The sequence below is a fragment of the Nocardioides sp. P86 genome (assembly GCF_023712465.1).
GTDB lineage: Bacteria > Actinomycetota > Actinomycetes > Propionibacteriales > Nocardioidaceae > Nocardioides > Nocardioides kribbensis.
In genome coordinates this window covers 1115768-1139807 of sequence record NZ_JAMAYE010000002.1, presented here as the reverse complement: position 1 = coordinate 1139807, position 24040 = coordinate 1115768, and the positions used below count along the sequence as shown (strand labels likewise).

The window sequence follows — 24040 nt, the reverse complement described above, 5'->3', positions numbered from 1 at the left end:
CCCAGCATCCCCGGGCGCACCAGCCCGGTCAGGCCCCGAGCCGCTCCCAGCGCCCCACGGAGACGACCCTGACCTCGCCGTCGTCGACCACGAGGGCCGAGTCGTCGTCGAGGGCGTAGGAGGGGTGGTCGAGGCCCGCGGCCCAGCTGCGGGCCGCGGCCAGGGTGTTCTCCGGCATCTGCGGGTGGTCGAGGTGGGGGAAGATCGACACGTCGACCCAGCCGAGGGTGCGGTCGTCCTCGGCGCCGGCCCACTCCACGAAGTCGGCCCCGATCCGCGGCGTCGCCACCATGCTCCCGGCGCTCGTGCCCACCCAGACCAGCGCGGGCATCGTCGCGAGCACGTCGAGCAGGCCCGAGGCCCGCAGCCAGTGCGCCAGGTACGTCGCGTCGCCGCCGTCGACCAGCAGCACGTCGGTGTCGCGCACCCACGGCTCCCAGCGCTCGGGGCCGATGCTGGGCAGCGCGGTGAGCTCGAGCAGCCCGACCGAGGCCCAGGGCAGGGACACGCCCGACTGGTCGTGCGGCGCCGCACCGACCACGGCCCCGCGCACCGAGCCGGGCCCGCACATCGGGTGGCCCCACTGGGCGGTCGGCACCAGGAGGGCGCGGCACTCCTCGACCGGCCGGGGCAGCAGGTCGACGAGGGCGGCCTCGATCGCGGCGTTGGTGACGCCGCCGGAGGTGAGCAGGAGCTTCACGAGGTGCCTCCAGGGCGGGTGGGGGAGCCGGGCACAGGAGCAGACCGGCGGTGCGACCCGGACTCATCGGTGCCGGACTCATTGGTGCCGGACGTGTCGCCGGACGCAGCGAGCCCCCGACCTGGGGACCAGGTCGGGGGCTCGGTGTCGGGGTGAGTAACGGGACTTGAACCCGCGACATCTGCCACCACAAGGCAGCGCTCTACCAGCTGAGCTATACCCACCATGCGCGCGCCGGACGGAGCCGGAACCGCGCGATGAAGTGTAGGGGACTCAGCTCCCGGAGGTGGAATCGAGGCCCGTGATCGACCCGCCGTGGGTGGCGGCGATGGCGCGGGCCGCGGCGCTGTCGGGCCCGGGCTGGGGCACGAAGACCGCCTCGCGGTAGTAGCGCAGCTCCTCGATGCTCTCCTGGATGTCGGCCAGGGCGCGGTGGTTGCCGCGCTTCTCGGGGGCTGCGTAGTAGGCCCGGGGGTACCAGCGCCGGGCCAGCTCCTTGATCGAGGAGACGTCGATGATCCGGTAATGCAGGAAGGCCTCGAGCTCGGGCATGTCGCGGGCCAGGAAGGCGCGGTCGGTGCCCACGGTGTTGCCGGCCAGCGGCGGTCGGCTGCCCTCGCCGCAGTGCTCGCGCACGTAGGCCAGGACGGCGGCCTCGGCGTCGGCCATGGTCAGCCCGGCGTCGAGCTCGGTGAGCAGCCCCGACTTCTCGTGCATGTCGCGCACGTAGTCGCCCATCTGCTCCAGCGCGGCGGCCGGCGGGCGCACGACGAGGTCGACGCCCTCGCCGAGCACGTTGAGGTCGAAGTCGGTCACGAGGGCCGCCACCTCGATCAGGGCGTCGGCACCGAGGTCGAGCCCGGTCATCTCGCAGTCGATCCAGACCAGTCGATCATTCATGGCGCGCACCCTACGCGCCGAGGCGCTCGGCCCGACTCAGCGACGGCTCAGGTCGGGCCCCTAGAGTTCTGGACGCCAGCCGTCGACCCGCACCGCCGAGGAAACCCCATGGCCAAGAAGCCCAGTCAGCAGGAGCGCTCGCAGCGCGCCGCCGCCGCCCTCGCGGACCAGAAGCGCGCGGAGCGCCGCCGCACGATCCGCAGCATCACGCTGGTCGTGTTCGCGCTCGTCGTCGTGGTCGGGATCGCCTTCGGGGTCCAGAGCCTGCGGGGCGGGGGAGAGGTCACCGCCTCCCCGGCCGGCCAGAGCGAGTACGGCGTCACCATCGGCGAGGAGGACGCCCCGCACCAGGTCGTCATCTACGAGGACTTCCTCTGCCCCTTCTGCGGTCAGCTCGAGGCCGGCACCGGCGAGGAGCTCCAGCAGCTCGCCGACGACGGGTCGGTGCTGGTGGAGTACCGCCCCTTCAACCTGCTGAGCCGGATCGGCGACTACTCCGAGCGCGCCACCAGCGCCTTCGCCGTCGTGCTCGAGGAGAGCGGCCCGGAGACCGCCAAGGAGTTCCACGACCTGCTCTACGCCAACCAGCCCTCCGAGGAGGGCCCCTTCCCCGACAACCAGGCGCTGCTCGACCTGGCCGTCGAGGCCGGCGCCGAGGAGTCGGCGGTCAGCGACGGCATCCTCGGCGAGTCGATGGTCGACTGGGTCGAGGCCGCCACCACCGCCGCCCAGGACGCCGGCGTGCAGGGCACCCCGACGGTGCTCCTCGACGGTGAGCAGATCTCCGGCGACCCCGAGCAGATCCTCGACCAGATCAACGAGACCGTGGGGTGAGCGACTCCTCCACGACGGGGCTCGGCCCCCGTCCCGACCTGCGCGCCTTCGTCGCCGGGCTGCCCAAGGCCGAGCTGCACGTGCACCACGTCGGCTCGGCCAGCCCCGCCATCGTCAGCGAGCTGGCCGAGCGCCACCCCGGCACCGTGCCGAGCGACCCCGACGCGCTGCGCGACTTCTTCGCCTTCCGCGACTTCGCCCACTTCATCGAGGTCTACCTCGCGGTGGTCGACCTCGTGCGCACCCCCGAGGACATCCGCTTCCTCACCTACGAGATCGCGCGCGAGATGGCCACCACGCAGTCCCTGCGCTACGCCGAGCTGACCTGCACCCCCTACACCTCGGTGCAGGCGCTGCGGGGCGAGCCCCACGTCGCGATCGGGGCCTTCAACGAGGCCATCGAGGACGCCCGCGTCGCCGCCGAGCGCGACTTCGGGATCGTGCTCCGCTGGATCTACGACATCCCCGGCGAGGCCGGCCTGCCCGCGGCCGACCTGACCCTGGACCTCGCGCTGCGCCACCCCACCGACGGGCTGGTCGGCTTCGGGCTCGGCGGTCCGGAGATCGGCGTGCCGCGCCCGCAGTTCGAGCCCCACTTCGCCGCCGCGCGCGCCGCGGGCCTCCACAGCGTGCCCCACGCCGGCGAGACCACCGGGCCGCAGACGGTCTGGGACGCGCTGCGCCTGCTGGGGGCCGAGCGCATCGGCCACGGCACCTCCGCGGCCCAGGACCCCGCCCTGCTGGCCCACCTGGCCGAGACCGGGGTGCCGCTGGAGGTCTGCCCGTCGTCGAACGTCGCCACCCGCGCCGTCGCCACCCTGGCCGACCACCCGCTGCGCGCCTTCCGCGACGCCGGGGTGGTGGTGACGATCAACTCCGACGACCCGCCGATGTTCGGCACGACGCTCAACCGCGAGTACGAGATCGCCGCCGACCTGCTCGACCTCGACGAGGCCGGGGTCAAGGACCTCGCCCGCGCCGGCGTGCGCGCGTCGTTCGCCGACGACACCACCCGGGCGCGCGTGCTCGCCGAGATCGACGCCTACGCCGGACCGGCGTCCTCGGCCTGACCCTCGACCGGCACCTCGGCCGGCGTCTCGACGTAGTGCTCGACCGGCCCGCGGAAGTGGGCCAGGACCCGCTCGGGCAGGGTGGAGAGCTGGCTGACGTGGCTCTGCAGCGCCCGGGCCTTCGTCGCGACGAGGTCGGGGTCGAGGTCGAGGCGCACCATCTGCTCCCAGGGCGCGTCCTCGGGGCCGCGGGTCGGCCACAGCGACACGGGGTACTCCAGCAGCCGCGCACCGCTGCGCTGCGCCGCCACCGCCGCGGCACGCCCGGCGGCCTCGTGGTCGGGGTGCCCGTCGTGGCGCCACGGCGCGGCCAGCAGGGTGCTGGACCCGTCGCCCACCAGGCCGGCGAGGCTCGCGGCGACGGCCTGCTCCTGGGCGGCGACCTCGCCGTCGGCGGCGCCGAGGAACACCAGGGGGGCCTCGGGCGCGAGACGGGCCAGGGCGTTCTCCATCTCGGCCAGCCGGGTGGTCGCCAGCGCGTGGCGCGTCATGAGCTGCGAGGGGCGGTGGCTGGCCTCGCCGGCGGTCAGCAGCACGACGTAGACGGGGACGCCCTGGCGGTGGGCCGTGGCCATGAGGCCCGCGGCCCCGAGGCTCTCGTCGTCGGGGTGGGCGCTGACGACGACCAGCCGGGTGCAGGCCCGCTCGCCGTGGCTCAGCCGCAGCAGCGGCACGGCGCCGTAGCGGGGATGGGCCTGCCAGTCGACGACCGACGAGGTGGCCGGGGCGTCGCCGGCACGGTCGCCGGCGCTCGACGGGTGCGCGCGCTCCCCGTCCCGGTCCGACGTCATCGTCACCGACAGAACCTAGATTCCGGCGGCCCGTGGGCACTTCCTCCCGCCGGGTGAATACTGTCGTGCCATGAGCAACCCGGCCGGCCCCGTGCGCGTCGCGGTCGTCAACGACTACGAGATCGTCGTCGCCGGCGTCGCCGCGCTGCTCGCGCCCTACCGCTCGCGCGTCGACGTGGTGGAGCTCGACATCGGCGTCGGCGTGGTCGGCGACGTCGACGTGGTGCTCTACGACACCTTCGGCCAGGTGCAGGGCGACGGGATCGAGCTGGAGGACCTCGTCGCCGACGGCTCGCCCAAGGTCGTGGTCTTCAGCTGGAACGTGCAGGCCGACCTCGTCGAGCGCACGATCGCCCGCGGGGCGTCGGGCTACCTGTCCAAGCAGTCCGACGCGCGCGACATCGTCGAGGCCATCACCCGGGTCTGCGCCGGGGAGACCGTGCGACCCGGTGAGATCGAGGACCTCGACGAGCACGACCGCGGCGCGTGGCCGGGTCGCGACCACGGCCTGTCGGCGCGCGAAGCCGAGGTGATCGCGCTGATCACCCAGGGCCTGTCCAACCAGGAGATCGCCGACCGGTCCTACCTCAGCATCAACTCGGTGAAGACCTACATCCGCACCGGCTACCGCAAGATCGGGGTCTCCCGCCGGGCCCAGGCGGTGGCGTGGGGCATGCAGCACGGCTTCTCGCCCGACCACGCCCGGGTGCTCCGCTGACCTCACCCGATCGGGTGAGGACTGCAGGGGCGTCGTGCTTTACGTCACGGCGTCTGTATACATTCGACGGCGTGAGTCCCTCCGCACCCGTCGTCGCGACGCTCGTCGACGACTTCCACGTCGTCCTGCCGGGCGTGCGTGCGCTGCTCGAGCCCTACCGCTCGCGGGTGGTGCTGGTGGAGCTCGGTGACGCGCTGGTGGAGCCGAGGGCGGTCGACGTCATCCTCTACGAGCCGGTGCGGCTCTCGCAGAGCAGCCACTCGATGCTCCGCTCGCTCGCCGCCTCCTCGGGCGCGCGTCCGGTCGTCTACACCTGGCGCGAGCACAGCGCCCAGGGCGCGCCCGCCGGGCCCGTCGTCGGCCGGCTCTCGAAGTCGCTCACCGGCGCCCAGCTCGTGGCCGGCATCGAGGCGGTCCACCGCCACGTCGGCCCCCCGCCGGGCCCCCGCCCCACCGTCGACCGGGCGGCCCACGCCGCCGTCGTCGCCCGCGGCGGCGCCGCCGACAACGGCCTCACCCCGCGCGAGGCGCAGATCCTGGCCCTCATCACCCAGGGCTACACCAACGTCGAGATCGGCAAGCGGCTCTACCTGTCGATCAACTCGGTGAAGACCTACGTGCGCGGCGCCTACCGCAAGATCGACGTCGAGCGCCGCACCCAGGCCGTCGCCTGGGGCCTGCAGCACGGCCTCGGCGACGCCGAGATGGTCCGCCAGCCCACGGGCACGCGCGCCTCCTGACCTGCCGCCCCGGCGCTCGGCGGTGAGACCGGTCCAGACCACCTCGACCGGACGATGGCCGGGACGCCCGCGCGTCTGCCTAGCCTGAGCCGATGGACCCCTTCGCCCACGCCGGTGCGCTGGCCGACGCCTACCGCGCGGTCGACTGGTCGCGCTCGCCCGTCGGGGACCCGTCCACGTGGAGCCCGACCCTGCTCCAGGCCCTCGAGACGGCGTGGAGCAGCCGCTTCCCGATCACGCTGATCTGGGGCCCGGAGCTCGTGCTGCTCTACAACGAGGCCTACGTCGCCCTCATCGGCGACAAGCACCCCGCCGCCCTGGGCGAGCGGACCCGCACGGTGTTCCCGGAGGCGTGGGACGGCATCGCGCCGCTGCTCGAGCAGGCGACGCGGGGCGAGGCCACGTGGAGCGCCGACGCCCTCATCCCGCTCGTGCGCCACGGCCACCTCGAGGACTGCTACTTCACCTTCTCCTACTCGCCGGTCCGCTCCGCGGCCGGTGTCATCGAGGGGGTCGTCGACATCTCGGTGGAGACGACCCGCCAGGTCGTCGACGCCCGGCGCCTGGCCCTGCTCTCCGAGCTCGGCATCGCCCTGAGCGGCTCCGCCTCGGCGACCCAGGTCGCGCAGCGCGCCGCCGAGGAGCTCGCCGGCGACCCCGCCGACCTGCCCGCGCTCGCGCTGCGGCTGCCGCGCTCGACCCCCGCCGCGGAGGCCGTGGACGAGGCCGGCGCCGGCGCGCCCGTGCTCCCGGCCGCCCCCTCCGCGCCGTGGGACGGCGACCGTCCGCTGCTGGAGCCGGTCGACGGGGGAGTGCTCGCCTGGCTGCCGGTGCGGGTCACCGGCGCGCGCAGCGAGCGGGGCGGCCACCTCGTCGTACGCCTCCCCCCGGCGCTGGCCGCCGACCCCGACCACCTCGCCTTCCTGGCCCTCGTGGCGCGCGCGGTCGAGCGCGCCCTCGACGCCGTCGCCGTCCTCGAGGCCGAGCGTCGGGCGGTGGCCGACGAGCGCCGTCTCTCCGAGGTGCTCCAGCACAGCCTGCTGACCCCGCCCGCCCAGCCCGCGGGCGTGGCGGTGGCCGTGCGCTACGAGCCCGCGGGCGAGCAGGCCAGCATCGGCGGGGACTGGTACGACGCGTTCGTGCTGCCCGACGGCGACCTGGTGGTCGCGATCGGCGACGTCGCCGGCCACGACCGCGACGCCGCGGCCCTCATGGGGCAGGCGCGCAACCTGCTGCGCGGGATCGCCTACGCCACGCAGGCCGCGGCGTCGCGGGTGCTGTCGCTGCTCGACGAGGCGCTCGAGGGGCTCGGCCTCGACACCACCGCGACCGCCGTCGTCGCGCGGCTCGGGCCCCCCGTCGACCACGACGGCGTGCAGGGCCGCTCCCTGCGCTGGTCCAACGCCGGACATCCGCCGCCGCTGCTGCTCGGCGCCGACGGCCGGGTGCGGCTGCTGGACCACCGCAGCGACCTGCTGCTCGGCCTCGACCCGGCCGCCGCGCGCGCCGACCACGAGGTACTGCTCGCGCCGGGCGACACGCTGGTCATGTGCACCGACGGCCTCGTCGAGCACCGACGTCAGCCGCTCGACGTCGGTCTGGGACGCCTCGCCGACCTGCTGCACGGCCAGCAGGACCTCGACGTGGAGACCCTCTGCGACCGGTTGGTGGCCGGGTCGGAGCGCCACACCGAGGACGACGTGGTCGTGCTGGTGGTGCGGGTGCAGGCCGGTCAGGGCAGCGAGAGCGCCGCGGTGCGCCGGGTGACGTCGAGGCCGACCGGGTCCTCGCCGTCGGCGTAGGCCCTCACCCCGCGGCTCCACACCCGCAGCCGCACCTGGTCGACGTCGGCCCCGTCGGCCGCGCGCGCGAGGCACCGCACGGGGAGCCGGAAGCCGATCGTGTCGGCGGCCAGGTCGACGGTGACGGTGTCGCCCTTGCAGTCGGCGGCGGCGTCGCCGGCCACGAGCGTGGCGCTGGGGCCCTCGGCGGAGGGGGTGCGGGTGATGACGTAGGCGATGTCGGAGGGGGCGACCCCGGAGACCAGCACGCTGAGGTACTGCCTGTAGCGGCGCCCGCCGGGGTGCACCAGCGTGCGCAGGTCCTCGAAGCGCACGCGCCCGACGAGGGCCCTCGGCTGCTCGGCGGCCCGGAAGCCCACGCGGCGCACGTCGACGCTGGGGCGCAGCACGGTGTCGCCGGCGGCGGTCTGGGCGAGGTCGCCGGCCGGGTCCTGCCGCGACACGGCGGTGGGCTGCGGCGCCAGCGCGCCGACCGGGGGCGCCACGGGGCCAGCGAGCACCGCGGTGAGGAGCACAGGGACGAGCACGGCGGGGGGAGTGCGCAGCACCGTGGCCTCCGAGAGGGGTGGGTCGGGTCCGTGGACGGGGCGCCCCCGGCAGGACTCGAACCTGCGACCGGCGGATTAGAAGGCCGCTGCTCTATCCAGCTGAGCTACGGAGGCGTGGACCGGCCCGGGCCGGTCGGGCGTCAGTATGCCGCACCGGCGCGGCCACCCGGTCGCGACCGGGTCAGGGCACGACGACGATCTTGCCGACGTGGCCGCGCTCGGCCAGCCGGGCCTGCGCGAGGGCCAGGTCCTCGAGGGCGAAGGTCTCGGCGACGACGGGTCGCACCAGGCCGCGCCGGGCGATGTCGACCAGGGCCGCGAAGACCCGCCGCGTGTGCATGGTCGAGCCGACCAGGGACAGGTCGGCCAGGTAGAGCCGGCGTACGTCGAGCCCGACGGCCCAGCCGTCGAGGGAGCCCGCCACGACCCACCGGCCGCCGCGGCGCAGCAGGTCGAGGCCCTCGGCGAGGAAGGGCCCGGCGACCACGTCGATCGCGGCGTCGTAGCCCTCGGGGGCGGCGGCCGCGGCGTCGGCGAGCACCTCCCCGCGCCCCCGGTCGACGACCACGTCGGCTCCGGCGGCGCGGACGGCCTGGGCCTTGCTGCCGCTGCACACCGCGACGACGCGCGCGCCGCGGGCGCGGGCCAGCTGCACCGCCGCGAGCCCGACCCCGCCGGAGGCGCCGGTGACCAGCACGGTGTGACCCTCGCCGACCCCGCCCCGCTCGAGCATGCCCAGGGCCGTGCCGTAGGCGATCGGCAGCGCGGCGAGCTCCACGTCGGACAGGGGCGAGTCGTCGACCCGGTGCGCGCACGCGGCGGGCACCACGACGTGCTCGGCGAAGCCCCCGTCGCGCTCGCTGCCCAGCACGTCGACCACGGCGGCGTCGGGGCCCGGGTCGGCGTAGAGGGCGGGGTCGACCAGCACCCGTGCGCCCACGAGGTCGGGGGCGGCGCCGCTGCCGACCGCGACGACCGTGCCGGTCACGTCGGCGCCCTGCACGCGCGGGAAGTCGAGCGGGCCCAGCCAGCCGCCGCGGGCGTCGGGGTCCTCGGCCGAGGCGGCGTAGAAGCCCTCACGGGTCCAGAGGTCGGTGTTGTTGCACCCGGCCGCCGCGACCCGGACCAGCACGTCGTCGGGGCCGGGTCGCGGCAGCTCGACCTCGCGCAGCTCGATCGCGTCGAGGCCGCCGTGGTGGGTGATCACGGCGGCCCGCATCGAGGGGACGTCCGGCGAGGTCACGGGGCGGCCCGCCTCAGGCCGCGGTCATGTCGTTGATCTCGCCCACGAGCACCTCGATGGCGTCCTCGAGGAAGAGCAGGCCGTGGGTGCGGCCGTCGGCGTCCACCGACTTGGCGACGTGCGAGCCGTGCTGACGCATGCGCGACAGGGCGTCCTCGAGCTCCACCTCGCGGGGGATGGCCACGAGGCGGCGCAGGCGCTTGGCCGGCACCGGCACCTCGAAGTCGTCCAGCGGCAGCTCCATGACGTCCTTCATGTGCACGTAGCCCACGGGCTCGCCCGACTCGTCGGTGACGACGTAGCGGCTGAAGCCGTGCTGGACGACGGCGCGCTGCACGTCGAGCGGGGTCGCCGACGGCGGCAGGAGCACGAGGTCGGCCAACGGCACCTCGATGTCGGCGGCCAGCTTGTCGGTGAACTCGAAGGCACCGGTGAGCGGGCCGGGGGCGTCGTCGAGGGTGCCCTCGCGGCGCGACTGCTCGACGATGCCGGCGACCTCCTCGAGGGTGAAGGTGCTGGTGGCCTCGTCCTTCGGCTCCACCCGGAAGAGGCGCAGCACGCCGTTGGCGATGGCGTTGAGCGTCCAGATCAGCGGCCGCACCACGCGGGAGACGAAGACCAGCGCCGGGGCGAGGATCAGTGCGGCGCGGTCGGGCACGGAGAAGGCGAGGTTCTTGGGCACCATCTCGCCGAGCACGACGTGGAGGTAGGTCACCAGCAGCAGCGCGATGACGAAGGCCACGACGCTGATGACGTCGGCGGTGAGCGGCGTGAGGCCGAGGGGGTACTCCAGCAGGTGGTGGATCGCCGGCTCGGAGACGTTGAGGATGAGCAGCGAGCACACGGTGATGCCCAGCTGGCTGGTGGCCAGCATGAGGGTGGCGTGCTCCATCGCCCACAGGGTGGTCTTGGCGGCACGGCTGCCGGCCGCGGCGCGCGGCTCGATCTGCGAGCGGCGCGCGGAGATCACGGCGAACTCCGCGCCCACGAAGAACGCGTTGCCCGCCAGCAGGACGACCAGCCAGACCAGGCCGGGGAGGTACTCGCTCATGCGTGCTCCTGGGCGATCGGGTCGGCGGGGACCGGGTCGGCGGGCACCGGGTCGTCGGGCACGTAGCGCACCCGGGTCACCCTGTTCTCCTCCGCGCGCTCGACGCGCAGCAGGCCGCCGTCGACGACGACCTCGTCGCCGGCCTCGGGGATGCGGCCCAGCTCGGCGGACAGGAAGCCCGCGACGGTGTCCCAGTCCTCGCCCTCGGGCACGGCCACGCCGGCGCGGCTGAGCAGCTCGTCGGGACGCCAGGTGGCGTCGAAGGTGATCGAGCGGCCGCGCCGCGTCAGGGCGGAGTGGTAGCGGTCGTGCTCGTCCTCGAGCTCGCCGATGAGCTCCTCGACGAGGTCCTCCATGGTGACGATGCCGGCGGTGCCGCCGTACTCGTCGGTGACGACGGCGATCTGGAGCCCGCCGCCGCGCAGCTGGTCGAGCAGCGCGGTGGCGCCCAGGGTCTCGGGCACGCGCAGCGGCTCGATCATCAGGTCGGCGGCCGTGGTGGAGCCGCGGGCCTCGAGGTCGACGGCGAAGGCCGCCTTGACGTGCAGGAAGCCGACGATGTCGTCGGGGCCCTCCTCGATGACCGGCAGCCGCGAGTGACCGGTGGCCGCGGCCACCGCGATCACCTCCGCGGCGCTCGCCCCGGCCTCGACCGACGACATCCGGATGCGCGGGGTCATGACGTCGGAGGCGTCGCGCTCGGTGAAGCGCAGGCTGCGGTCGAGCAGCGTCGCGTCGTCCTCCTCGAGCAGGCCGGCCGAGGCGGAGTGACGGATCAGGTAGGTCAGCTCGTCGGCGCTGCGCGCACCGCTGAGCTCCTCCTGCGGCTCCACGCCCATGGAGCGGATCAGGCCGTTGGCGGTGTTGTTGAGCAGCATGACCACCGGCTTGAACACGGTGGTGAACGCCGCCTGGAAGGGCACGACGGCCTTCGCGGTGGCCAGGGGCACCGCGAGGGCGAAGTTCTTGGGCACGAGCTCGCCGATCACCATCGAGAACAGGGTGGCGAGCAGGATGCCGATGACCGCGCCGACGCCGACGACGGCGGCGTCGGGCACCCCGAGGCCGCCGAGGGGCTCCTCGAGCAGCGAGCTGACAGCCGGCTCGAAGGTGTAGCCGGTCAGCAGCGTCGTCAGCGTGATGCCCAGCTGCGCGCTCGACAGGTGGGTCGAGGTGATCCGCAGGGCCTTGATGGTGGTGCCCAGGCGCTGCTCACCGCCGGCCTGGCGCTTCTCGAGGTCGTGCCGGTCGAGGTTGACCAGGGCGAACTCCGAGGCGACGAAAAGCCCGGTCCCCACGGTCAGGACCAGGCCGATGCCCAGCATGAACCACTCGTTCACGCGCTCCACCTCCTGACATCCCCAGGGCTCGGGACATGGTCGTCAGGAGGGTTCGGACTTCGTGGTGTGTCATCCATGGTGGGCCCAGCCTAACGGGCCGCGGCGGCTCAGCCGATGAGGCCGCCCATCCAGTCCTCGACGTCGCCCGAGGAGCGCGGCAGCGCGGCGGAGAGGTTCCGCGAGCCGTCGGCGGTGATGAGGATGTCGTCCTCGATGCGGATGCCGATGCCGCGCAGCTCCTCGGGCACGAGGAGGTCGTCCTCCTGGAAGTACAGACCCGGCTCCACGGTCAGCACCATGCCCTCGGCCAGGTCGCCGCGGGGGTAGACGTCGACCGAGGAGCGACCGCAGTCGTGGACGTCCATGCCGAGCATGTGGCTGGTGCCGTGGAGGGTCCAGCGCGAGTAGACCTTGCTCTGCGGGTCGAGCGCCTCCTCGGCGCTCACCGGCAGCAGGCCCATGTCCTCCAGGCCGTGGGCCAGCACGTCCATCGCGGCCTCGTGGGCCACCAGGAAGCGCGCTCCCGGGCGCAGCGCGTCGATGCCGGCCTGCTGCGCGGTGAAGACGAGGTCGTAGAGCTCGCGCTGCACGGTGGTGAAGCGGCCGTCGACGGGCAGGGTGCGGGTGACGTCGGCGGTGTAGAGGTTGCTCCCCTCCACGCCCATGTCGAGGAGCACCAGCTCGCCGGGGGTGATCGGCCCGGAGTTCTCGATCCAGTGCAGCGTCGTGGCGTGGCGGCCGCCGCCGACGATGGAGTCGTAACCGATGTCGTTGCCCATGGCGCGGGCACGGCGGAAGAAGGTGCCCTCGATCCAGCGCTCGCCGTACTCCCTGACCTGGGGCCACTCGCGCACCGAGTCCTCGAACCCGAGCGTGGTGATGTCGCACGCCTCCTGCAGCTGGGCGACCTCCCAGTCGTCCTTGACCAGCCGCAGCTCGGAGGCCACCCGGGCCAGGTCGTCCTCGAGGGCGGCCTCGGCGGCCAGCATCCGGTCGACGGCGGGGGAGACCCCGCGGTGCACCCGGGTCTTCGTGGTGCCCTGGGTCAGGTCGCCCTGGAGACGGTCGATGTGGCGCACCTCGAGGCCCAGCGACGACGACATCTCGTGCAGCGAGGGGCGGCGCCCGGCCCACAGCTCGCCGTACTGCCGGTCGCGGAAGAACTCGTCGGTGTCCCGCGAGGAGCGGGGGCGGGCGTAGAGCACGTGCTCGTCGTCGTGGACCACCAGGACCGCGTCGCTGGTCTGGTTGCCCGAGAAGTAGGTGTGGGCGGTGTCGGGCCGGAAGCGGTAGTCGGTGTCGTTGGAGCGCACCTTGAAGCCGCCGGCCGGGAGCACCAGCCGCTCGCCCGGGAAGGCCTCGGCCAGCCGGGTGCGGCGCTGGGCGGCCAGGGCGGCCACGGGGTGCAGCGGCAGGTCGAGCTCGCGGTCGCCCCAGCCGGTGCGCATGAAGGCGGCGTAGGCCTCGGGCACGGCCGGGTCGTGCGACTCCGTGGCGGGCGTCGCGGTCGCGGTCTGCTCGGGGCTGGTGGTCTCCTCGCTCATGGGCTCACCCTACGCGCCGAGGGAGGGCGGAGCGGCTGCCCGATAGGCTGCGGGCCATGCCCGGAGCCCGTCGCGACAGTGTCGCCTTCACGGTGCTCGTCACCGTGCTGGTGGTGCTCGGCGCGCTCCCCGTGCTGCTGGTGATCGCCCTGTCGGGAGCGCCCTCGTCGCTCGTGCTGGCCACCGCGCTGGCGGCCCTGCCCGTGGTGCCCCTGGTGGCCTGCTACCTCTGGCTCGACCGCTACGAGCCCGAGCCGCGGGCCCTGCTGCTCCTGGGCCTGCTGTGGGGCGGCTTCGTGGCCACCGCGGCGGCGCTGCTGGTGCAGGGCGTCGGCGGGCTGGTCGTCGGGTTCACCGACGTCGCCAGCCTGGCGGTGGTGGCTCCGCTGACCGAGGAGGCGACCAAGGGCGCCTTCCTCGTGCTGCTGCTGTGGTGGCGCCGCGCGGAGCTCGACGGCGTCCTCGACGGGATCGTCTACGCCGGCATGGTCGGCGTCGGCTTCGCCTTCGTCGAGAACATCCTCTACCTCGCGGCGGCCTACGACGGCACCGACGGCACCGGCCCCGGCGGCACCGAGGCGCTGACCACGACCTTCGTGCTGCGCTGCCTCTTCGGCCCCTTCGCCCACCCGCTCTTCACCGCCTTCACCGGCATCGGGGTCGGGCTCGCGGTTGGCTCGCGCCACGGCGCCGTGCGTGTGGTCGCCCCGGTGGTCGGCTTCTCGCTGGCGGTCGTGGCGCACGGCGTGTGGAACGGCTCGACGCTCTACGGCTTCGGCGGGTTCGTCGTGGTCTACGTCGTGCTCATGCTCCCGGCGCTCGTCGGCCTGCTGGTCCTCGCCGTGTGGGCGCGCAGCCGGGAGTCGCGCATGCTCGCCGCCGCCCTCGGCGACGCCGCGAGCCGCGGGCTGGTGCCGGCCACCGACATCGGGTGGGTCGTCGACCTGCGGGCCCGGCGCGAGGCCCGCGCCTTCGCCCGCCGGCGCGGGGGAGCGCAGGCCGAGCGGGCCATGCGCGACTACCAGCAGGCGGCGATCGAGCTCGGTTTCCTCCATCACCGCTTCCTGCGCGGCACCCCACCGCCAGACTTCGCAGCACGAGGACAGCACTACGTCGCCCGCATCGGCGCCGTCAGGCCGTTCATCGCCTTTCCAGGACAGGTGGTTCCGACCCGATGACAGCCCCGACCGACCCCGGCGCGACGCCCGGCGGCCCCCGCCGCGGCGGATCCGACGACGCCCAGATGCTCACCGCGCTCGTGCGCCTGCGGGGTGCCCTCCAGGCCGCCGAGCTGCCCCTGGAGGTGCCCGGTGTGGAGGCGCAGCGGGCGGCCCGACGCGAGATGGTCGACCAGCTGGAGGACTACGTCATCCCGCGGGTGATGACGATCGACGCGCCGATGCTGACCGTCGTCGGCGGCTCGACCGGCGCCGGCAAGTCGACGCTGGTCAACTCGCTGGTCGGCACCCGCGTCACCCAGCCGGGGCTGCTGCGCCCGACCACCCGCTCGCCGGTGCTGGTGCACCACCCCGACGACGCCGAGTGGTTCGGCCAGGACCGCCTCCTGCCCGACCTCGCCCGGGTCGCCCACAGCACCGACGACCCCGACGCGCTGCAGCTGGTGCCCTCCGAGCTCATCCCCTCGGGCCTGGCGATCCTCGACGCGCCCGACGTCGACTCGGTCGAGGAGCGCAACCGGACGCTGGCCGCCCAGCTGCTCGCCGCGGCCGACATGTGGCTCTTCGTGACCTCCGCGGCCCGCTACGCCGACCAGGTGCCGTGGGACTCGCTGCGCGGCGCGGCCGACCGCGCCACCGCGGTGGCCATCGTGCTCGACCGCACCCCGCCCGAGGCGGTGCAGACGGTCGCGGCCCACCTGGCCCGGATGCTGGCCTCGCGGGGTCTGAAGGACTCGCCGATGTTCATCGTGCACGAGGGCCCGGTCGACGAGGCCGGTCTGCTCCCGCCGGCGCACGTGGCCGACATCCGCGGCTGGCTCGACTCGCTGGCCCACGACTCCGAGGCCCGGGCCGCGGTGGTCAAGAAGACCCTCGACGGGGCGATCCGGGCGCTCACGCACCGCGTGCACCCGGTGGCCGACGCCGCCGCCGAGCAGCTCGCCGCCGCCCGCACCCTGCGCGAGGACGTCGACCGCGCCTACGACGCCGCGGTGCTCGCGGCCACCACCGCCACCGCCGACGGCACCCTCCTGCGCGGCGAGATCCTCGCGCGCTGGCAGGAGTTCGTCGGCACCGGGGAGCTGCTGCGCTCGCTGGAGAACCGCGTCGGGTGGATCCGCGACCGCGTCGTCAACGCCGTCAAGGGCAAGCCCCAGCAGGCCGAGCGGGTCACGGTGGCGGTGGAGTCGGGCCTGGAGATGCTCGTGCTCGAGCACGCCGAGGCCGCCGCCGAGCGCGCCGAGACCGCCTGGAAGCAGCTCAACGCCGGTCAGGGCCTGCTCGACCGGCCCGACGTCGACCTGGGCCGCGCCTCGCGCGACCTGCGGCGTCGCGCGGAGGTGTCGGTGCGCGAGTGGCAGGACGAGGTGCTCGCGATGGTGCGGGCCGAGGGCGCCGACAAGCGCTCGACGGCACGCTTCCTGGCCTTCGGCGTCAACGGGCTGTCGGTGGCCCTCATGGTCGTGGTCTTCTCCAGCACCGGCGGCGTGACGGGGGCCGAGGCCGGCATCGCCTCGGGCTCGGCGGTGCTCGGGCAGAAGCTGCTCGAGGCCGTCTTCGGGGAGCAGGCCGTGCGTGGCCTCGCCGAGCGGGCGCGCCGCCGTCTCGAGGAGCGCGTGCGCACGCTGCTCGAGGGCGAGCGGGCGCGCTGGGTCGCGGTGCTCGACGGGCTCGAGCTCGTGCCGGGCGCCGGCGAGGGCCTGCGGGTCGCCGCCCGCCGGGTCGACGACGTGCGCTACTCCGCGGCGCAGCCCCGGTCCTGACCTACTCCGCACGCGGGCGGGTGCGACCCCCTAGGGTGGTGGCGGAGTTCGACGAGACCGTGCGGGTGAGTGGGAGAAGATGACGTCCTTGCTGGAGGGGGCCAAGAAGCTGGCCACCCGGGGCACCGACATCGGGGCTCGGATCGAGGGTCTCGCCGAGGCGGCCGAGGCCGCGCGCGGCAGGCTCGACGACACCCTGGTGCGGGAGACCGAGGAGGTCGTCGAGCGCGCCGCGGGCCGGCTGCGCCTCTCGGCCACCCACACCGTGGTCGGCATCGCAGGGGCCACCGGGTCGGGCAAGTCCTCCACCTTCAACGCCCTGACCGGGCTGGAGCTCTCCGCCGTCGGGGTCCGCCGGCCCACCACCTCCTGGGCCACCGCCTGCGTGTGGGGCAGCGACGGGGCCGAGGAGCTGCTGTCGTGGCTCGGCATCCCGCCGCGCCACCAGACGACGCGTGACTCCATGCTCGACACGCGGCGCGAGTCCAACGCCCTCGACGGCGTGGTGCTGCTCGACCTGCCCGACCACGACTCCACCGAGGTCGCGCACCACCTCGAGGTCGACCGCCTGGTCAAGCTGGCCGACATGCTGGTGTGGGTCCTCGACCCGCAGAAGTACGCCGACGCCGCCATCCACGACCGCTACCTCGCCCCGCTCGCCACCCACGAGGGCGTCATGGTCGTCGTGCTCAACCACATCGACAGCGTGCCGGTCGAGCGCCGCCAGTCGATGCTCGACGACGTACGGCGCCTCCTCGACGCCGACGGCCTGCCCGGCGTGCCCGTGATCGGCATCAGCGCCCGCGAGGGCCTGGGGGTCGACGAGCTGAAGGCCGAGATCGGTCGGCGGGTCTCCGAAAAGGCCGCCACCCGCACCCGGCTCGAGGCCGACGTGCGCGCCGCGGCGGCCCGGCTGGAGGCCGCCGGCGGGAGCGGTCGCACGCGCGCCCTGCCCGCGGCGCGCGTGGAGTCGATGGAGTCGGCCCTCGCCGAGGCCGCCGGCGTCACCACCGTCGTCGACGCCGTCGAGCGCTCGACCCGCCTGCGCGCCGCGGCCGCGGCGGGCTGGCCGGTCGTCTCCTGGACCCACCGCTTCCGCAAGGACCCCCTCGCCCGGCTCGGGCTCGAGCTGGGTGCCGACGCCGCGGCGCTGCGCGGCAGCCGCCGGGCGGTGCCGGAGGCCAACGCCGTCCAGCGGGCCCGGGTCGACAACGAGGTGCGCGCCCTGGTCGACGACGTGTCGACCGGGCTCCCGCAGCCCTGGACGGAGTCGATCCGCCGCGCCTCGGTGGCCCGGCTGCCGGAGATCGGCGACCGTCTCGACGCCGCGGTCGGCTCCGTAGACCTCGACGCCGCCCGGATGCCCGCATGGGCCGGGGCGGTGCGGGCCCTCCAGTGGCTCCTGCTCCTCGCCGCGGGGGTGGGACTCGTGTGGAGCGTGGCCGCCGGGCTGTCGGGCTCGCTGCCCGACACCGTGGCCGTCGCCGGCATCGCCCTGCCCCTCGTGCTCCTCATCGGTGGCGTGGCCCTGGGCGTGCTGCTCGCCCTGGGCTGCCGCGGTCTGGTCGCCGGCACGGCCCGCAGTCGCGCGGAGGCCGCCGACCGGCGGCTGCGCGAGGCGGTCTCGGGGGTCTCCACCGAGCTGGTGGTGCGCCCGGTCGAGGCCGAGCTCGCGGCCTACACCCGGCTGCGCCACGGGCTCGACGCGGCCCAGCGCTGACCACGAGTCGTCCACACGGGCGCGTGACGGTCCGTCCGTCCCCAGGCCCGGCCCGAGGCGCTGCGGCGGTCGGCGCCGCGGCGTTCGCTTGTCCCCACGGGCCGCCCCGAGGCGGCGGCCACCGAGGGACGAGGAGACTCCCGTGCTGAACGAGACCATGCTGACCCTGCAGGGCTGGGTCGGGGGCGAGGTGACCCTGCGCCACGCCGGTGAGGCGCCGGTGGCCGGCTTCCGGCTCGCCGTGACCCCGCGACGCTTCAACCGCCGGTCGGGGGAGTGGGGCGACGGGCCGACGGTGTGGTACTCGGTCAACGCCTGGCGCGGCCTGGCCGACAACGTCGCGACCTCGGTGCGCCGCGGCGACCCGGTCGTGGTGCACGGGCGTCTCACCACGTCGTCGTGGGTCAACTCCGCGGGCGTCGAGGTCACCTCGATGGAGGTCGACGCCGTGCTCGTCGGCCACGACCTGACCCGTGGCACGAGCAGCTTCGCCCGCACGCCCCGCCCGGCCTCGGGCGCCGCCGGCGCCGAGGAGGCCGCGGCCGGCGACGGCGTCGCGGCCTGAGCCGCCGGCGGGGCCCGGGGTGCCCGGACGCCCGGGCGACCCCGTAGGCTCGGGGACCATGGCGGAATATGTCTTCACCCTGCGCAACGTGCGCAAGGCCCACGGCGACAAGGTCGTCCTCGAGAACGTCACCCTCTCCTTCCTCCACGGGGCCAAGATCGGCGTCGTGGGGCCCAACGGCACGGGCAAGTCGTCGCTGCTCAAGATCATGGCCGGTCTCGACCAGCCCAACAACGGCGACGCGATCCTCGACCCGCAGGCCACGGTCGGCATGCTCCAGCAGGAGCCGCCGCTGAGCGAGGGCAAGACGGTGCTGGAGAACGTCGAGGAGGCGGTGGCCGAGACCAAGGCCAAGATGGCCCGGCTCGACGAGCTCTACATGATGATGGGCGACCCCGACGCCGACCAGGACAAGGTCGCGACCGAGGCGGGCGACCTGCAGACCGAGCTCGACGCGGCCAACGTGTGGGACCTCGACAGCCGGCTCGAGCAGGCCATGGACGCCCTGCGGTGCCCGCCGCCGGACGCGATCGTCGACAACCTCTCCGGTGGCGAGCGCCGCCGGGTGGCGCTGTGCAAGCTGCTGCTCCAGCAGCCCTCGCTGCTGCTGCTCGACGAGCCCACCAACCACCTCGACGCCGAGTCGGTGCAGTGGCTGGAGGGGCACCTCAAGGACTACCCCGGTGCCGTCCTGGCCATCACCCACGACCGGTACTTCCTCGACAACGTCGCCGAGTGGATCCTCGAGCTCGACCGCGGCCAGGCCCACGGCTACGAGGGCAACTACTCCAAGTACCTCGAGACCAAGAAGGAACGTCTCAAGATCGAGGGGCAGAAGGACGCCAAGCGCGCCAAGATGCTGGAGAAGGAGCTGGAGTGGGTCCGCTCCAACGCCAAGGCCCGCCAGACCAAGAGCCGCTCCCGTCTCGCGCGCTACGAGGAGATGGCGGCCGAGGCCGACCGGATGCGCAAGATCGACACCTCCGAGATCAACATCCCCGCCGGCCCGCGGCTGGGTGACATCGTCCTGGAGGCCGACCACCTCACCAAGGGCTTCGAGGGGCGCACCCTCATGCACGACCTCTCCTTCTCGCTGCCGCGCGCGGGCATCGTCGGCGTCATCGGCCCCAACGGCGTGGGCAAGACGACGCTGTTCCGCATGATCACCGGCGGCGAGGAGCCCGACGAGGGCGCCCTCAAGGTCGGCACGACGGTCAAGCTGTCCTACGTCGACCAGAGCCGCGGCGGCATCGACCCGAACAAGAACGTCTGGGAGGTCGTCTCCGACGGCCTCGACTTCGTCAAGGTCGCCAACTTCGAGATGAACTCGCGCGCCTACGTCGCGTCGTTCGGCTTCAAGGGCCCCGACCAGCAGAAGAAGGCCGGCGTGCTCTCCGGTGGGGAGCGCAACCGGCTCAACCTCGCGCTGACGCTGAAGATGGGCGGCAACCTGCTGCTGCTCGACGAGCCCACCAACGACCTCGACGTGGAGACCCTGTCCTCGCTCGAGGACGCCCTGCTCGACTTCCCCGGCTGCGCCGTGGTCACCTCGCACGACCGGTGGTTCCTCGACCGCATCGCCACCCACATCCTCGCCTGGGAGGGCGACGACGAGGACAGCGCGAAGTGGTTCTGGTTCGAGGGCAACTTCGCGGCCTACGAGGAGAACAAGATCGAGCGTCTCGGCGCCGAGGCGGCCCGGCCCCACCGGGTCACTCACCGCCGCCTCACGCGCGACTGACGAGCTACTGACGCGCGACCCACCGGGTCGCCGGGCTCAGCGGATGTCCATCTCCGGGTGCCCGGCGACCAGGTGGTCGGCGACGACGTTCATGACCCGCCCGACGGCGGCGAGGTCGTCGGCGTCGGCGAGGTCGACCAGGTGCTCGCGCACGCCCGCGACGTGCATCGGGGCCGCCTGGCGCAGGACGTCGAGGCCCCGCTCGGTGAGCGAGGCGAGGATGCCGCGGCCGTCCTCGGGCGAGGACACCCGCTCGACGAGCCCGGCGCGCTCCATCCGGGCGACGGTGTGGGTGACCCGGCTGCGGCTGTGGGCCATCGCGTCGGCGAGCTGGGCCATGCGCAGGCGTCCGTCGCGCTCGGAGAGCCGCACCAGGATCTCGTACTCGGTCAGCGACAGGTCGAAGCCGCGTCGCAGGTCGTCGTCGAGCCGCGCCATGAGCAGCGTGTGGCCGACGAGGAGGGCGCGCCACGAGCGCTGCTGCGACTGGTCGAGCCAGCGCGGCTCGGCCGTCGCGGGATCGCTGTCGGGCGCGGTGCGGTGCTCGGTCGTCATTCGACGGAGTCTAGGAGAGCCGCACCGCGGCCGCGGCACCCGAGACCGACTCGTGACGCACGAGCCGGCCGGGTGCCGCGGACCGGGGCGGGTCAGACGCGCTCGAGGATGAGGGCCATGCCCTGGCCGCCGCCGACGCACATCGTGATGAGGCCGGTGGTCTTGTCGTGCCAGTCGAGGCTGTTGATCATCGTGTTCTGCAGCCGGGCCCCGGTCATGCCGAAGGGGTGGCCGACGGCGATGGCGCCGCCGTTGACGTTGAGGCGGTCGATGTCGATGCCCAGGTCCTGGTAGGACGGCACGACCTGGGCGGCGAAGGCCTCGTTGATCTCGACCAGGTCGATGTCGCCGATGCTCATGCCGGCGTACTTCAGGGCGTTGCGGGTGGCCTCGACGGGGCCGAGGCCCATGATCTCGGGCGACAGGCCGCTCACGCCGGTGGAGACGATGCGCGCGAGCGGGGTGAGGCCGAGCTCGGCGGCCTTGGTGTCGGACATGATGACGACCGCGGCGGCGCCGTCGTTGAGCGCGCAGCAGTTGCCGGCGGTGACCACGCCGTCGGGGCGGAAGACCGGCTTGAGGTCCTTGATCGCGTCGTAGGTGACGCCGGCGCGGGGGCCGTCGTCGGTGCTGACCACGGTGCCGTCGGGGGTCGTGACGGGGGTGATCTCGCGGGCCCAGAAGCCGTTGTCGATCGCCTTCTCGGCGAGGTTCTGCGAGCGCACGCCGAACTCGTCGAGCTCCTGGCGCGACAGCCCGCGCAGGCGGGCGACGTTCTCGGCGGTCTGGCCCATCGCGATGTAGGCGTCGGGGAGCAGGCCGTCCTCGCGCGGGTCGTGCCAGTCCACGCCGCCCTCGGCGGTCTTCGCGGTGCGCGACTGCGCGTCGTCGAAGCGCGGGTTGACGGTGTGGGGGATGTGGTCGGAGGTGCCCTTGGCGAAGCGGGAGACGGTCTCCACGCCGGCGGAGACGAAGATGTCGCCCTCGCCGGCCTTGATGGCGTGGAAGGCCATCCGGGTGGTCTGCACCGAGGAGGCGCAGTAGCGGGTGACGGTGGCGCCGGGCACGGCGTCCATGCCGTTGAGCACGTTGACGACGCGGCCCATGTTGTTGCCCGACTCGCCGCCGGGCAGGCCGCAGCCGAGGTAGAGGTCGTCGACGGTGTTGGGGTCGAGCCCCTCGATCTTGTCCAGCGCGGTCTTGACGATCAGGGCGCTGAGGTCGTCAGGACGGAAGTCCTTGAGCGAGCCCTTGTTGGCGCGCCCGATGGGGCTGCGGGCGACGGAAACGATGACGGCCTCGGGCATGCGGGACTCCGGTCTGGTGTGGGTTACTGGCGGGTAATGCTGCCGGATCCACCCTAGACCCCTCGTCCAGCGCTCACGCGCAGGTGAGCGCGTCGGTGACCAGCGTGAGGGTGCGGGCCAGCCAGGCGCGGCGCTCGTCGTCGGGGCGCAGGAGGGCGGCGGCGAGGATCCCGTCGTAGGCCGCGACCAGCGCGTCGGCCCGCTCGGTGCTGTGGGGGCGGCCCGCCGCGGCCAGGATGGCGTCGACCACGTCGACGAGGCGGGCGCGCCAGGGCGCGAGCTGCTCGGCGATCGCGGGGTCGCGGGTGGCGGCGGTGGACAGCTCGAGGCTGACGACCACGAGGTCGCGCCGCTCGACCCAGCGCTGCATCAGGGCCATCGCCAGGTCGAGCGCCGGTCCGGGTGGTGCGCCCTCGGCGCGCGGGGGCAGTGCGGCCACCTGCGCCGCGAGGTCCTCGACGTCGGCGGCCATGCTGCCGGCGACGTGCTCGGTGAGGGCGTCCCGCAGGGCCCTGCTGGTGCGCAGGTAGGCCGAGCAGCTGCCCTCGGCGATCCCGGCCTCCCGGTCCACCGCCCGGTGGGTCAGGCCGCGTAGGCCCTCGCGGGCGACCACGGCGGTCGCGGCCTCGGCCAGCTGCCGACGCCGCGGGGTCGGGTCGGGCATGGCGGCTCCTGCGGCGGGTGGTTGCTGCGGGTGGGTACGACGGGTGGGTGTGGCGGGTGAGCGGCGACACTACCCGGCACCGTTGCGGGCCTCGGGGCTGCGGCGTACCTTCTACATCAGTAGAAGTTCTACACCTGTAGAAGGAGTCCTCATGGAACTGCTCAGCCCCGCCGCCGTCGCCGTCCTGTGGGCCGTGGTCGCCGTCGGCGTCCTCGGCGGCCTGCTCGCCGTGGGCGTGCTCGGCCAGACCGTCCTGCGCCACCGCCACGTGCGGGTCGCCCGCCACCTGGGCCTGCGCGAGTACTACGGCGGGCTCGTGCTCAGCCACTGAGCGCCGCGTCTGGCAGAGTCGCCCCGTGCGTCACCTCTACGAGTGCCAGCTGCGCTGGGCCGACCTGGACCTGCTGGGCCACGTCAACAACGTGGTCTACGTCGACTACCTCCAGGAGGCCCGGGTCGACATGCTCCGGACCCACCGCCCCGCGCGGGAGGACGGCGCCGACGCGACCGCGGGCCTCGTGGAGGGACTCGTGGTGGTGCGCCACCGGGTCACCTACGTCGAGCCGCTCACCTTCCGCTTCACCCCCGTGCGCATCGAGTGCTGGGTCACCGAGGTCCGCGCGGCCACCTTCACGATGGCCTACGAGGTCTTCGACGAGACGCCCGAGGGGCGCCGCGTCTACGTGCGCGCCACGACCGTGCTGACGCCGTTCGTCTTCTCCGAGGAGCGACCCCGCCGTCTCACCGCCGCCGAGCGCGAGGTGCTGGCCGGCTTCCGGGAGGAGGGCGACGCCGTCGAGCGTCCGGCCCGCACCCCGGCGCGCGAGGAGGACCTGGGGCACTTCCCGCTCCAGGTGCGCTTCAGCGACGTCGACGTCTACGGCCACGTCAACAACGTGAAGTACTTCGAGTACCTCCAGGAGTCGCGCATCGCCGTGCTGGCCCGGTTGTGGGGCGCCGCGCCGGGGGAGGACTCGCGCGCCAGCCTGGTCGTCGCGCAGATCGACGTCGACTACCGCGTGCCGATCCTCTTCCGCCCCCAGCCCTACGACGTGTGGAGCTGGTTCTCCCACGTGGGACGCAGCTCGTCGGTGGTGGAGAGCGAGATCCGCGACGGCGACACCGTGCTGGCCCGGGCCCGCGTCGTGCTGGTCTTCTTCGACACCGCCACCGGTCGCTCGGTGCAGCCGAGCGAGGAGGTGCGAGCGCCGTTGCTCGCCGCCCTCGACGGCTCCTGGACCGCGCGCCCGACCGGCTGAGTCCGCC

The 24040-nt window shown here is 74.0% G+C and carries 23 protein-coding genes and 2 tRNA genes; 12 read left to right on the top strand and 13 right to left on the bottom strand.

The features are described from left to right. Positions 1-28: 28 nt before the first annotated feature. From M3673_RS12750 to orn, 3 genes are all read right to left on the bottom strand, one after another. The gene (locus M3673_RS12750; protein WP_251534176.1) at positions 29-700 is read right to left on the bottom strand and encodes a Type 1 glutamine amidotransferase-like domain-containing protein; all 672 of its coding nucleotides are present in this window, start codon (positions 698-700) and stop codon (positions 29-31) included. Positions 701-851: 151 nt separating this feature from the next. Beyond that, a tRNA-His gene (locus tag M3673_RS12745) sits at positions 852-924 on the bottom strand. 49 nt (positions 925-973) lie between these two features. Beyond that, positions 974-1600, bottom strand: coding sequence for an oligoribonuclease (gene orn / locus M3673_RS12740; RefSeq protein ID WP_251534175.1), 627 nt, complete (start codon positions 1598-1600; stop codon positions 974-976). 108 nt (positions 1601-1708) lie between these two features. Here orn and M3673_RS12735 point away from each other — a divergent pair, with 108 nt between their 5' ends. Continuing rightward, positions 1709-2434 carry a thioredoxin domain-containing protein gene (locus M3673_RS12735; RefSeq protein ID WP_251534174.1) on the top strand — a complete coding sequence of 242 codons (726 nt, stop codon included), beginning with the start codon at positions 1709-1711 and terminating at the stop codon, positions 2432-2434. After that, positions 2431-3504, top strand: coding sequence for an adenosine deaminase (locus M3673_RS12730; protein WP_251534173.1), 1074 nt, complete (start codon positions 2431-2433; stop codon positions 3502-3504). The genes M3673_RS12735 and M3673_RS12730 overlap by 4 nt, the downstream gene beginning before the upstream one ends. On the opposite strand, the gene M3673_RS12725 is transcribed toward M3673_RS12730, so the two are convergent. After that, on the bottom strand, positions 3477-4295 hold the full coding sequence (locus M3673_RS12725; protein ID WP_251534345.1) for a PIG-L deacetylase family protein: 819 nt from the start codon (positions 4293-4295) through the stop codon (positions 3477-3479). The two genes, M3673_RS12730 and M3673_RS12725, sit on opposite strands and share 28 nt — an antisense overlap. Before the next feature lie 70 nt (positions 4296-4365). On the opposite strand from M3673_RS12725, the gene M3673_RS12720 reads away from it, so the two are divergent. The 3 genes from M3673_RS12720 (at position 4366) to M3673_RS12710 (ending at position 7555) form a co-directional block, all read left to right on the top strand. Next, positions 4366-5013, top strand: coding sequence for a response regulator transcription factor (locus tag M3673_RS12720; protein ID WP_251534172.1), 648 nt, complete (start codon positions 4366-4368; stop codon positions 5011-5013). Between the two features lie 71 nt (positions 5014-5084). Then, positions 5085-5753 carry a response regulator transcription factor gene (locus M3673_RS12715; RefSeq protein WP_193661395.1) on the top strand — a complete coding sequence of 223 codons (669 nt, stop codon included), beginning with the start codon at positions 5085-5087 and terminating at the stop codon, positions 5751-5753. A gap of 92 nt (positions 5754-5845) precedes the next feature. After that, the gene (locus M3673_RS12710; RefSeq protein WP_251534171.1) at positions 5846-7555 is read left to right on the top strand and encodes a SpoIIE family protein phosphatase; all 1710 of its coding nucleotides are present in this window, start codon (positions 5846-5848) and stop codon (positions 7553-7555) included. Here M3673_RS12710 and M3673_RS12705 read toward each other — a convergent pair. The 6 genes from M3673_RS12705 to M3673_RS12680 all read right to left on the bottom strand — a co-directional run bounded on the left by M3673_RS12705 (position 7486) and on the right by M3673_RS12680 (position 13281). Next, on the bottom strand, positions 7486-8103 hold the full coding sequence (locus M3673_RS12705) for a hypothetical protein (RefSeq protein WP_251534170.1): 618 nt from the start codon (positions 8101-8103) through the stop codon (positions 7486-7488). The genes M3673_RS12710 and M3673_RS12705 overlap by 70 nt on opposite strands. Before the next feature lie 40 nt (positions 8104-8143). After that, a tRNA-Arg gene (locus tag M3673_RS12700) sits at positions 8144-8217 on the bottom strand. 67 nt (positions 8218-8284) lie between these two features. Continuing rightward, positions 8285-9346: a zinc-binding dehydrogenase gene (locus tag M3673_RS12695; RefSeq protein ID WP_251534169.1), complete on the bottom strand. Its 1062-nt coding sequence runs from the start codon at positions 9344-9346 to the stop codon at positions 8285-8287. A 13-nt stretch (positions 9347-9359) separates the two neighbouring features. Further along, a complete protein-coding gene (locus M3673_RS12690) occupies positions 9360-10397 on the bottom strand; it encodes a hemolysin family protein (RefSeq protein ID WP_056863719.1) in 1038 nt (345 codons plus the stop codon). Next, on the bottom strand, positions 10394-11737 hold the full coding sequence (locus M3673_RS12685) for a hemolysin family protein (RefSeq protein ID WP_193661392.1): 1344 nt from the start codon (positions 11735-11737) through the stop codon (positions 10394-10396). Before M3673_RS12685 ends, M3673_RS12690 begins: the two co-directional genes overlap by 4 nt. A 107-nt stretch (positions 11738-11844) precedes the next feature. After that, positions 11845-13281: an aminopeptidase P family protein gene (locus tag M3673_RS12680; protein WP_251534168.1), complete on the bottom strand. Its 1437-nt coding sequence runs from the start codon at positions 13279-13281 to the stop codon at positions 11845-11847. 56 nt (positions 13282-13337) lie between these two features. Here M3673_RS12680 and M3673_RS12675 point away from each other — a divergent pair, with 56 nt between their 5' ends. From M3673_RS12675 to ettA, 5 genes are all read left to right on the top strand, one after another. Beyond that, on the top strand, positions 13338-14459 hold the full coding sequence (locus tag M3673_RS12675; protein ID WP_193661390.1) for a PrsW family intramembrane metalloprotease: 1122 nt from the start codon (positions 13338-13340) through the stop codon (positions 14457-14459). Then, positions 14456-16222 (top strand): dynamin family protein, encoded by a 1767-nt coding sequence (locus tag M3673_RS12670; RefSeq protein WP_251534167.1) that lies wholly within the window; start codon positions 14456-14458, stop codon positions 16220-16222. The genes M3673_RS12675 and M3673_RS12670 overlap by 4 nt, the downstream gene beginning before the upstream one ends. Positions 16223-16301: 79 nt before the next feature. Then, positions 16302-17942: a GTPase gene (locus M3673_RS12665; RefSeq protein WP_251534166.1), complete on the top strand. Its 1641-nt coding sequence runs from the start codon at positions 16302-16304 to the stop codon at positions 17940-17942. Positions 17943-18084: 142 nt separating this feature from the next. After that, entirely contained in the window at positions 18085-18507 is a 423-nt protein-coding gene (locus tag M3673_RS12660) for a single-stranded DNA-binding protein (protein WP_251534165.1), read from the top strand. 58 nt (positions 18508-18565) lie between these two features. Continuing rightward, positions 18566-20248 carry an energy-dependent translational throttle protein EttA gene (gene ettA / locus M3673_RS12655; protein ID WP_056863723.1) on the top strand — a complete coding sequence of 561 codons (1683 nt, stop codon included), beginning with the start codon at positions 18566-18568 and terminating at the stop codon, positions 20246-20248. A 36-nt stretch (positions 20249-20284) separates the two neighbouring features. Here the strand turns inward: ettA and M3673_RS12650 are convergent, their stop codons facing one another. From M3673_RS12650 to M3673_RS12640, 3 genes are all read right to left on the bottom strand, one after another. Next, the gene (locus M3673_RS12650) at positions 20285-20803 is read right to left on the bottom strand and encodes a MarR family winged helix-turn-helix transcriptional regulator (protein ID WP_251534161.1); all 519 of its coding nucleotides are present in this window, start codon (positions 20801-20803) and stop codon (positions 20285-20287) included. A 92-nt stretch (positions 20804-20895) separates the two neighbouring features. Beyond that, positions 20896-22110, bottom strand: a complete 1215-nt coding sequence (locus M3673_RS12645; protein ID WP_056903595.1) for an acetyl-CoA C-acetyltransferase — start codon at positions 22108-22110, stop codon at positions 20896-20898. Positions 22111-22183: 73 nt separating this feature from the next. Further along, complete coding sequence (locus M3673_RS12640; RefSeq protein ID WP_251534153.1) at positions 22184-22774, bottom strand: TetR/AcrR family transcriptional regulator; 591 nt, start codon at positions 22772-22774, stop codon at positions 22184-22186. 151 nt (positions 22775-22925) lie between these two features. On the opposite strand from M3673_RS12640, the gene M3673_RS12635 reads away from it, so the two are divergent. Together M3673_RS12635 and M3673_RS12630 are read left to right on the top strand one after the other, a co-directional pair. Next, positions 22926-23105 (top strand): hypothetical protein, encoded by a 180-nt coding sequence (locus M3673_RS12635; RefSeq protein WP_193661387.1) that lies wholly within the window; start codon positions 22926-22928, stop codon positions 23103-23105. A gap of 25 nt (positions 23106-23130) precedes the next feature. Then, positions 23131-24033 (top strand): thioesterase family protein, encoded by a 903-nt coding sequence (locus M3673_RS12630; RefSeq protein ID WP_251534151.1) that lies wholly within the window; start codon positions 23131-23133, stop codon positions 24031-24033. Positions 24034-24040 lie beyond the last annotated feature (7 nt).

Bases quoted from the DNA above. Each gene is read 5' to 3' on its own strand.
- M3673_RS12675 (WP_193661390.1), top strand. From the start codon at position 13,338: ATGCCCGGAGCCCGTCGCGACAGTGTCGCCTTCACGGTGCTCGTCACC.
- M3673_RS12635 (WP_193661387.1), top strand. From the start codon at position 22,926: ATGGAACTGCTCAGCCCCGCCGCCGTCGCCGTCCTGTGGGCCGTGGTC.
- M3673_RS12710 (WP_251534171.1), top strand. From the start codon at position 5,846: ATGGACCCCTTCGCCCACGCCGGTGCGCTGGCCGACGCCTACCGCGCG.
- M3673_RS12665 (WP_251534166.1), top strand. From the start codon at position 16,302: ATGACGTCCTTGCTGGAGGGGGCCAAGAAGCTGGCCACCCGGGGCACC.
- M3673_RS12735 (WP_251534174.1), top strand. From the start codon at position 1,709: ATGGCCAAGAAGCCCAGTCAGCAGGAGCGCTCGCAGCGCGCCGCCGCC.
- orn (WP_251534175.1), bottom strand. From the start codon at position 1,600: ATGAATGATCGACTGGTCTGGATCGACTGCGAGATGACCGGGCTCGAC.
- M3673_RS12640 (WP_251534153.1), bottom strand. From the start codon at position 22,774: ATGCCCGACCCGACCCCGCGGCGTCGGCAGCTGGCCGAGGCCGCGACC.
- M3673_RS12690 (WP_056863719.1), bottom strand. From the start codon at position 10,397: ATGAGCGAGTACCTCCCCGGCCTGGTCTGGCTGGTCGTCCTGCTGGCG.
- M3673_RS12680 (WP_251534168.1), bottom strand. From the start codon at position 13,281: ATGAGCGAGGAGACCACCAGCCCCGAGCAGACCGCGACCGCGACGCCC.
- M3673_RS12645 (WP_056903595.1), bottom strand. From the start codon at position 22,110: ATGCCCGAGGCCGTCATCGTTTCCGTCGCCCGCAGCCCCATCGGGCGC.
- M3673_RS12725 (WP_251534345.1), bottom strand. From the start codon at position 4,295: ATGACGTCGGACCGGGACGGGGAGCGCGCGCACCCGTCGAGCGCCGGC.
- ettA (WP_056863723.1), top strand. From the start codon at position 18,566: ATGGCGGAATATGTCTTCACCCTGCGCAACGTGCGCAAGGCCCACGGC.
- M3673_RS12650 (WP_251534161.1), bottom strand. From the start codon at position 20,803: ATGACGACCGAGCACCGCACCGCGCCCGACAGCGATCCCGCGACGGCC.
- M3673_RS12720 (WP_251534172.1), top strand. From the start codon at position 4,366: ATGAGCAACCCGGCCGGCCCCGTGCGCGTCGCGGTCGTCAACGACTAC.
- M3673_RS12670 (WP_251534167.1), top strand. From the start codon at position 14,456: ATGACAGCCCCGACCGACCCCGGCGCGACGCCCGGCGGCCCCCGCCGC.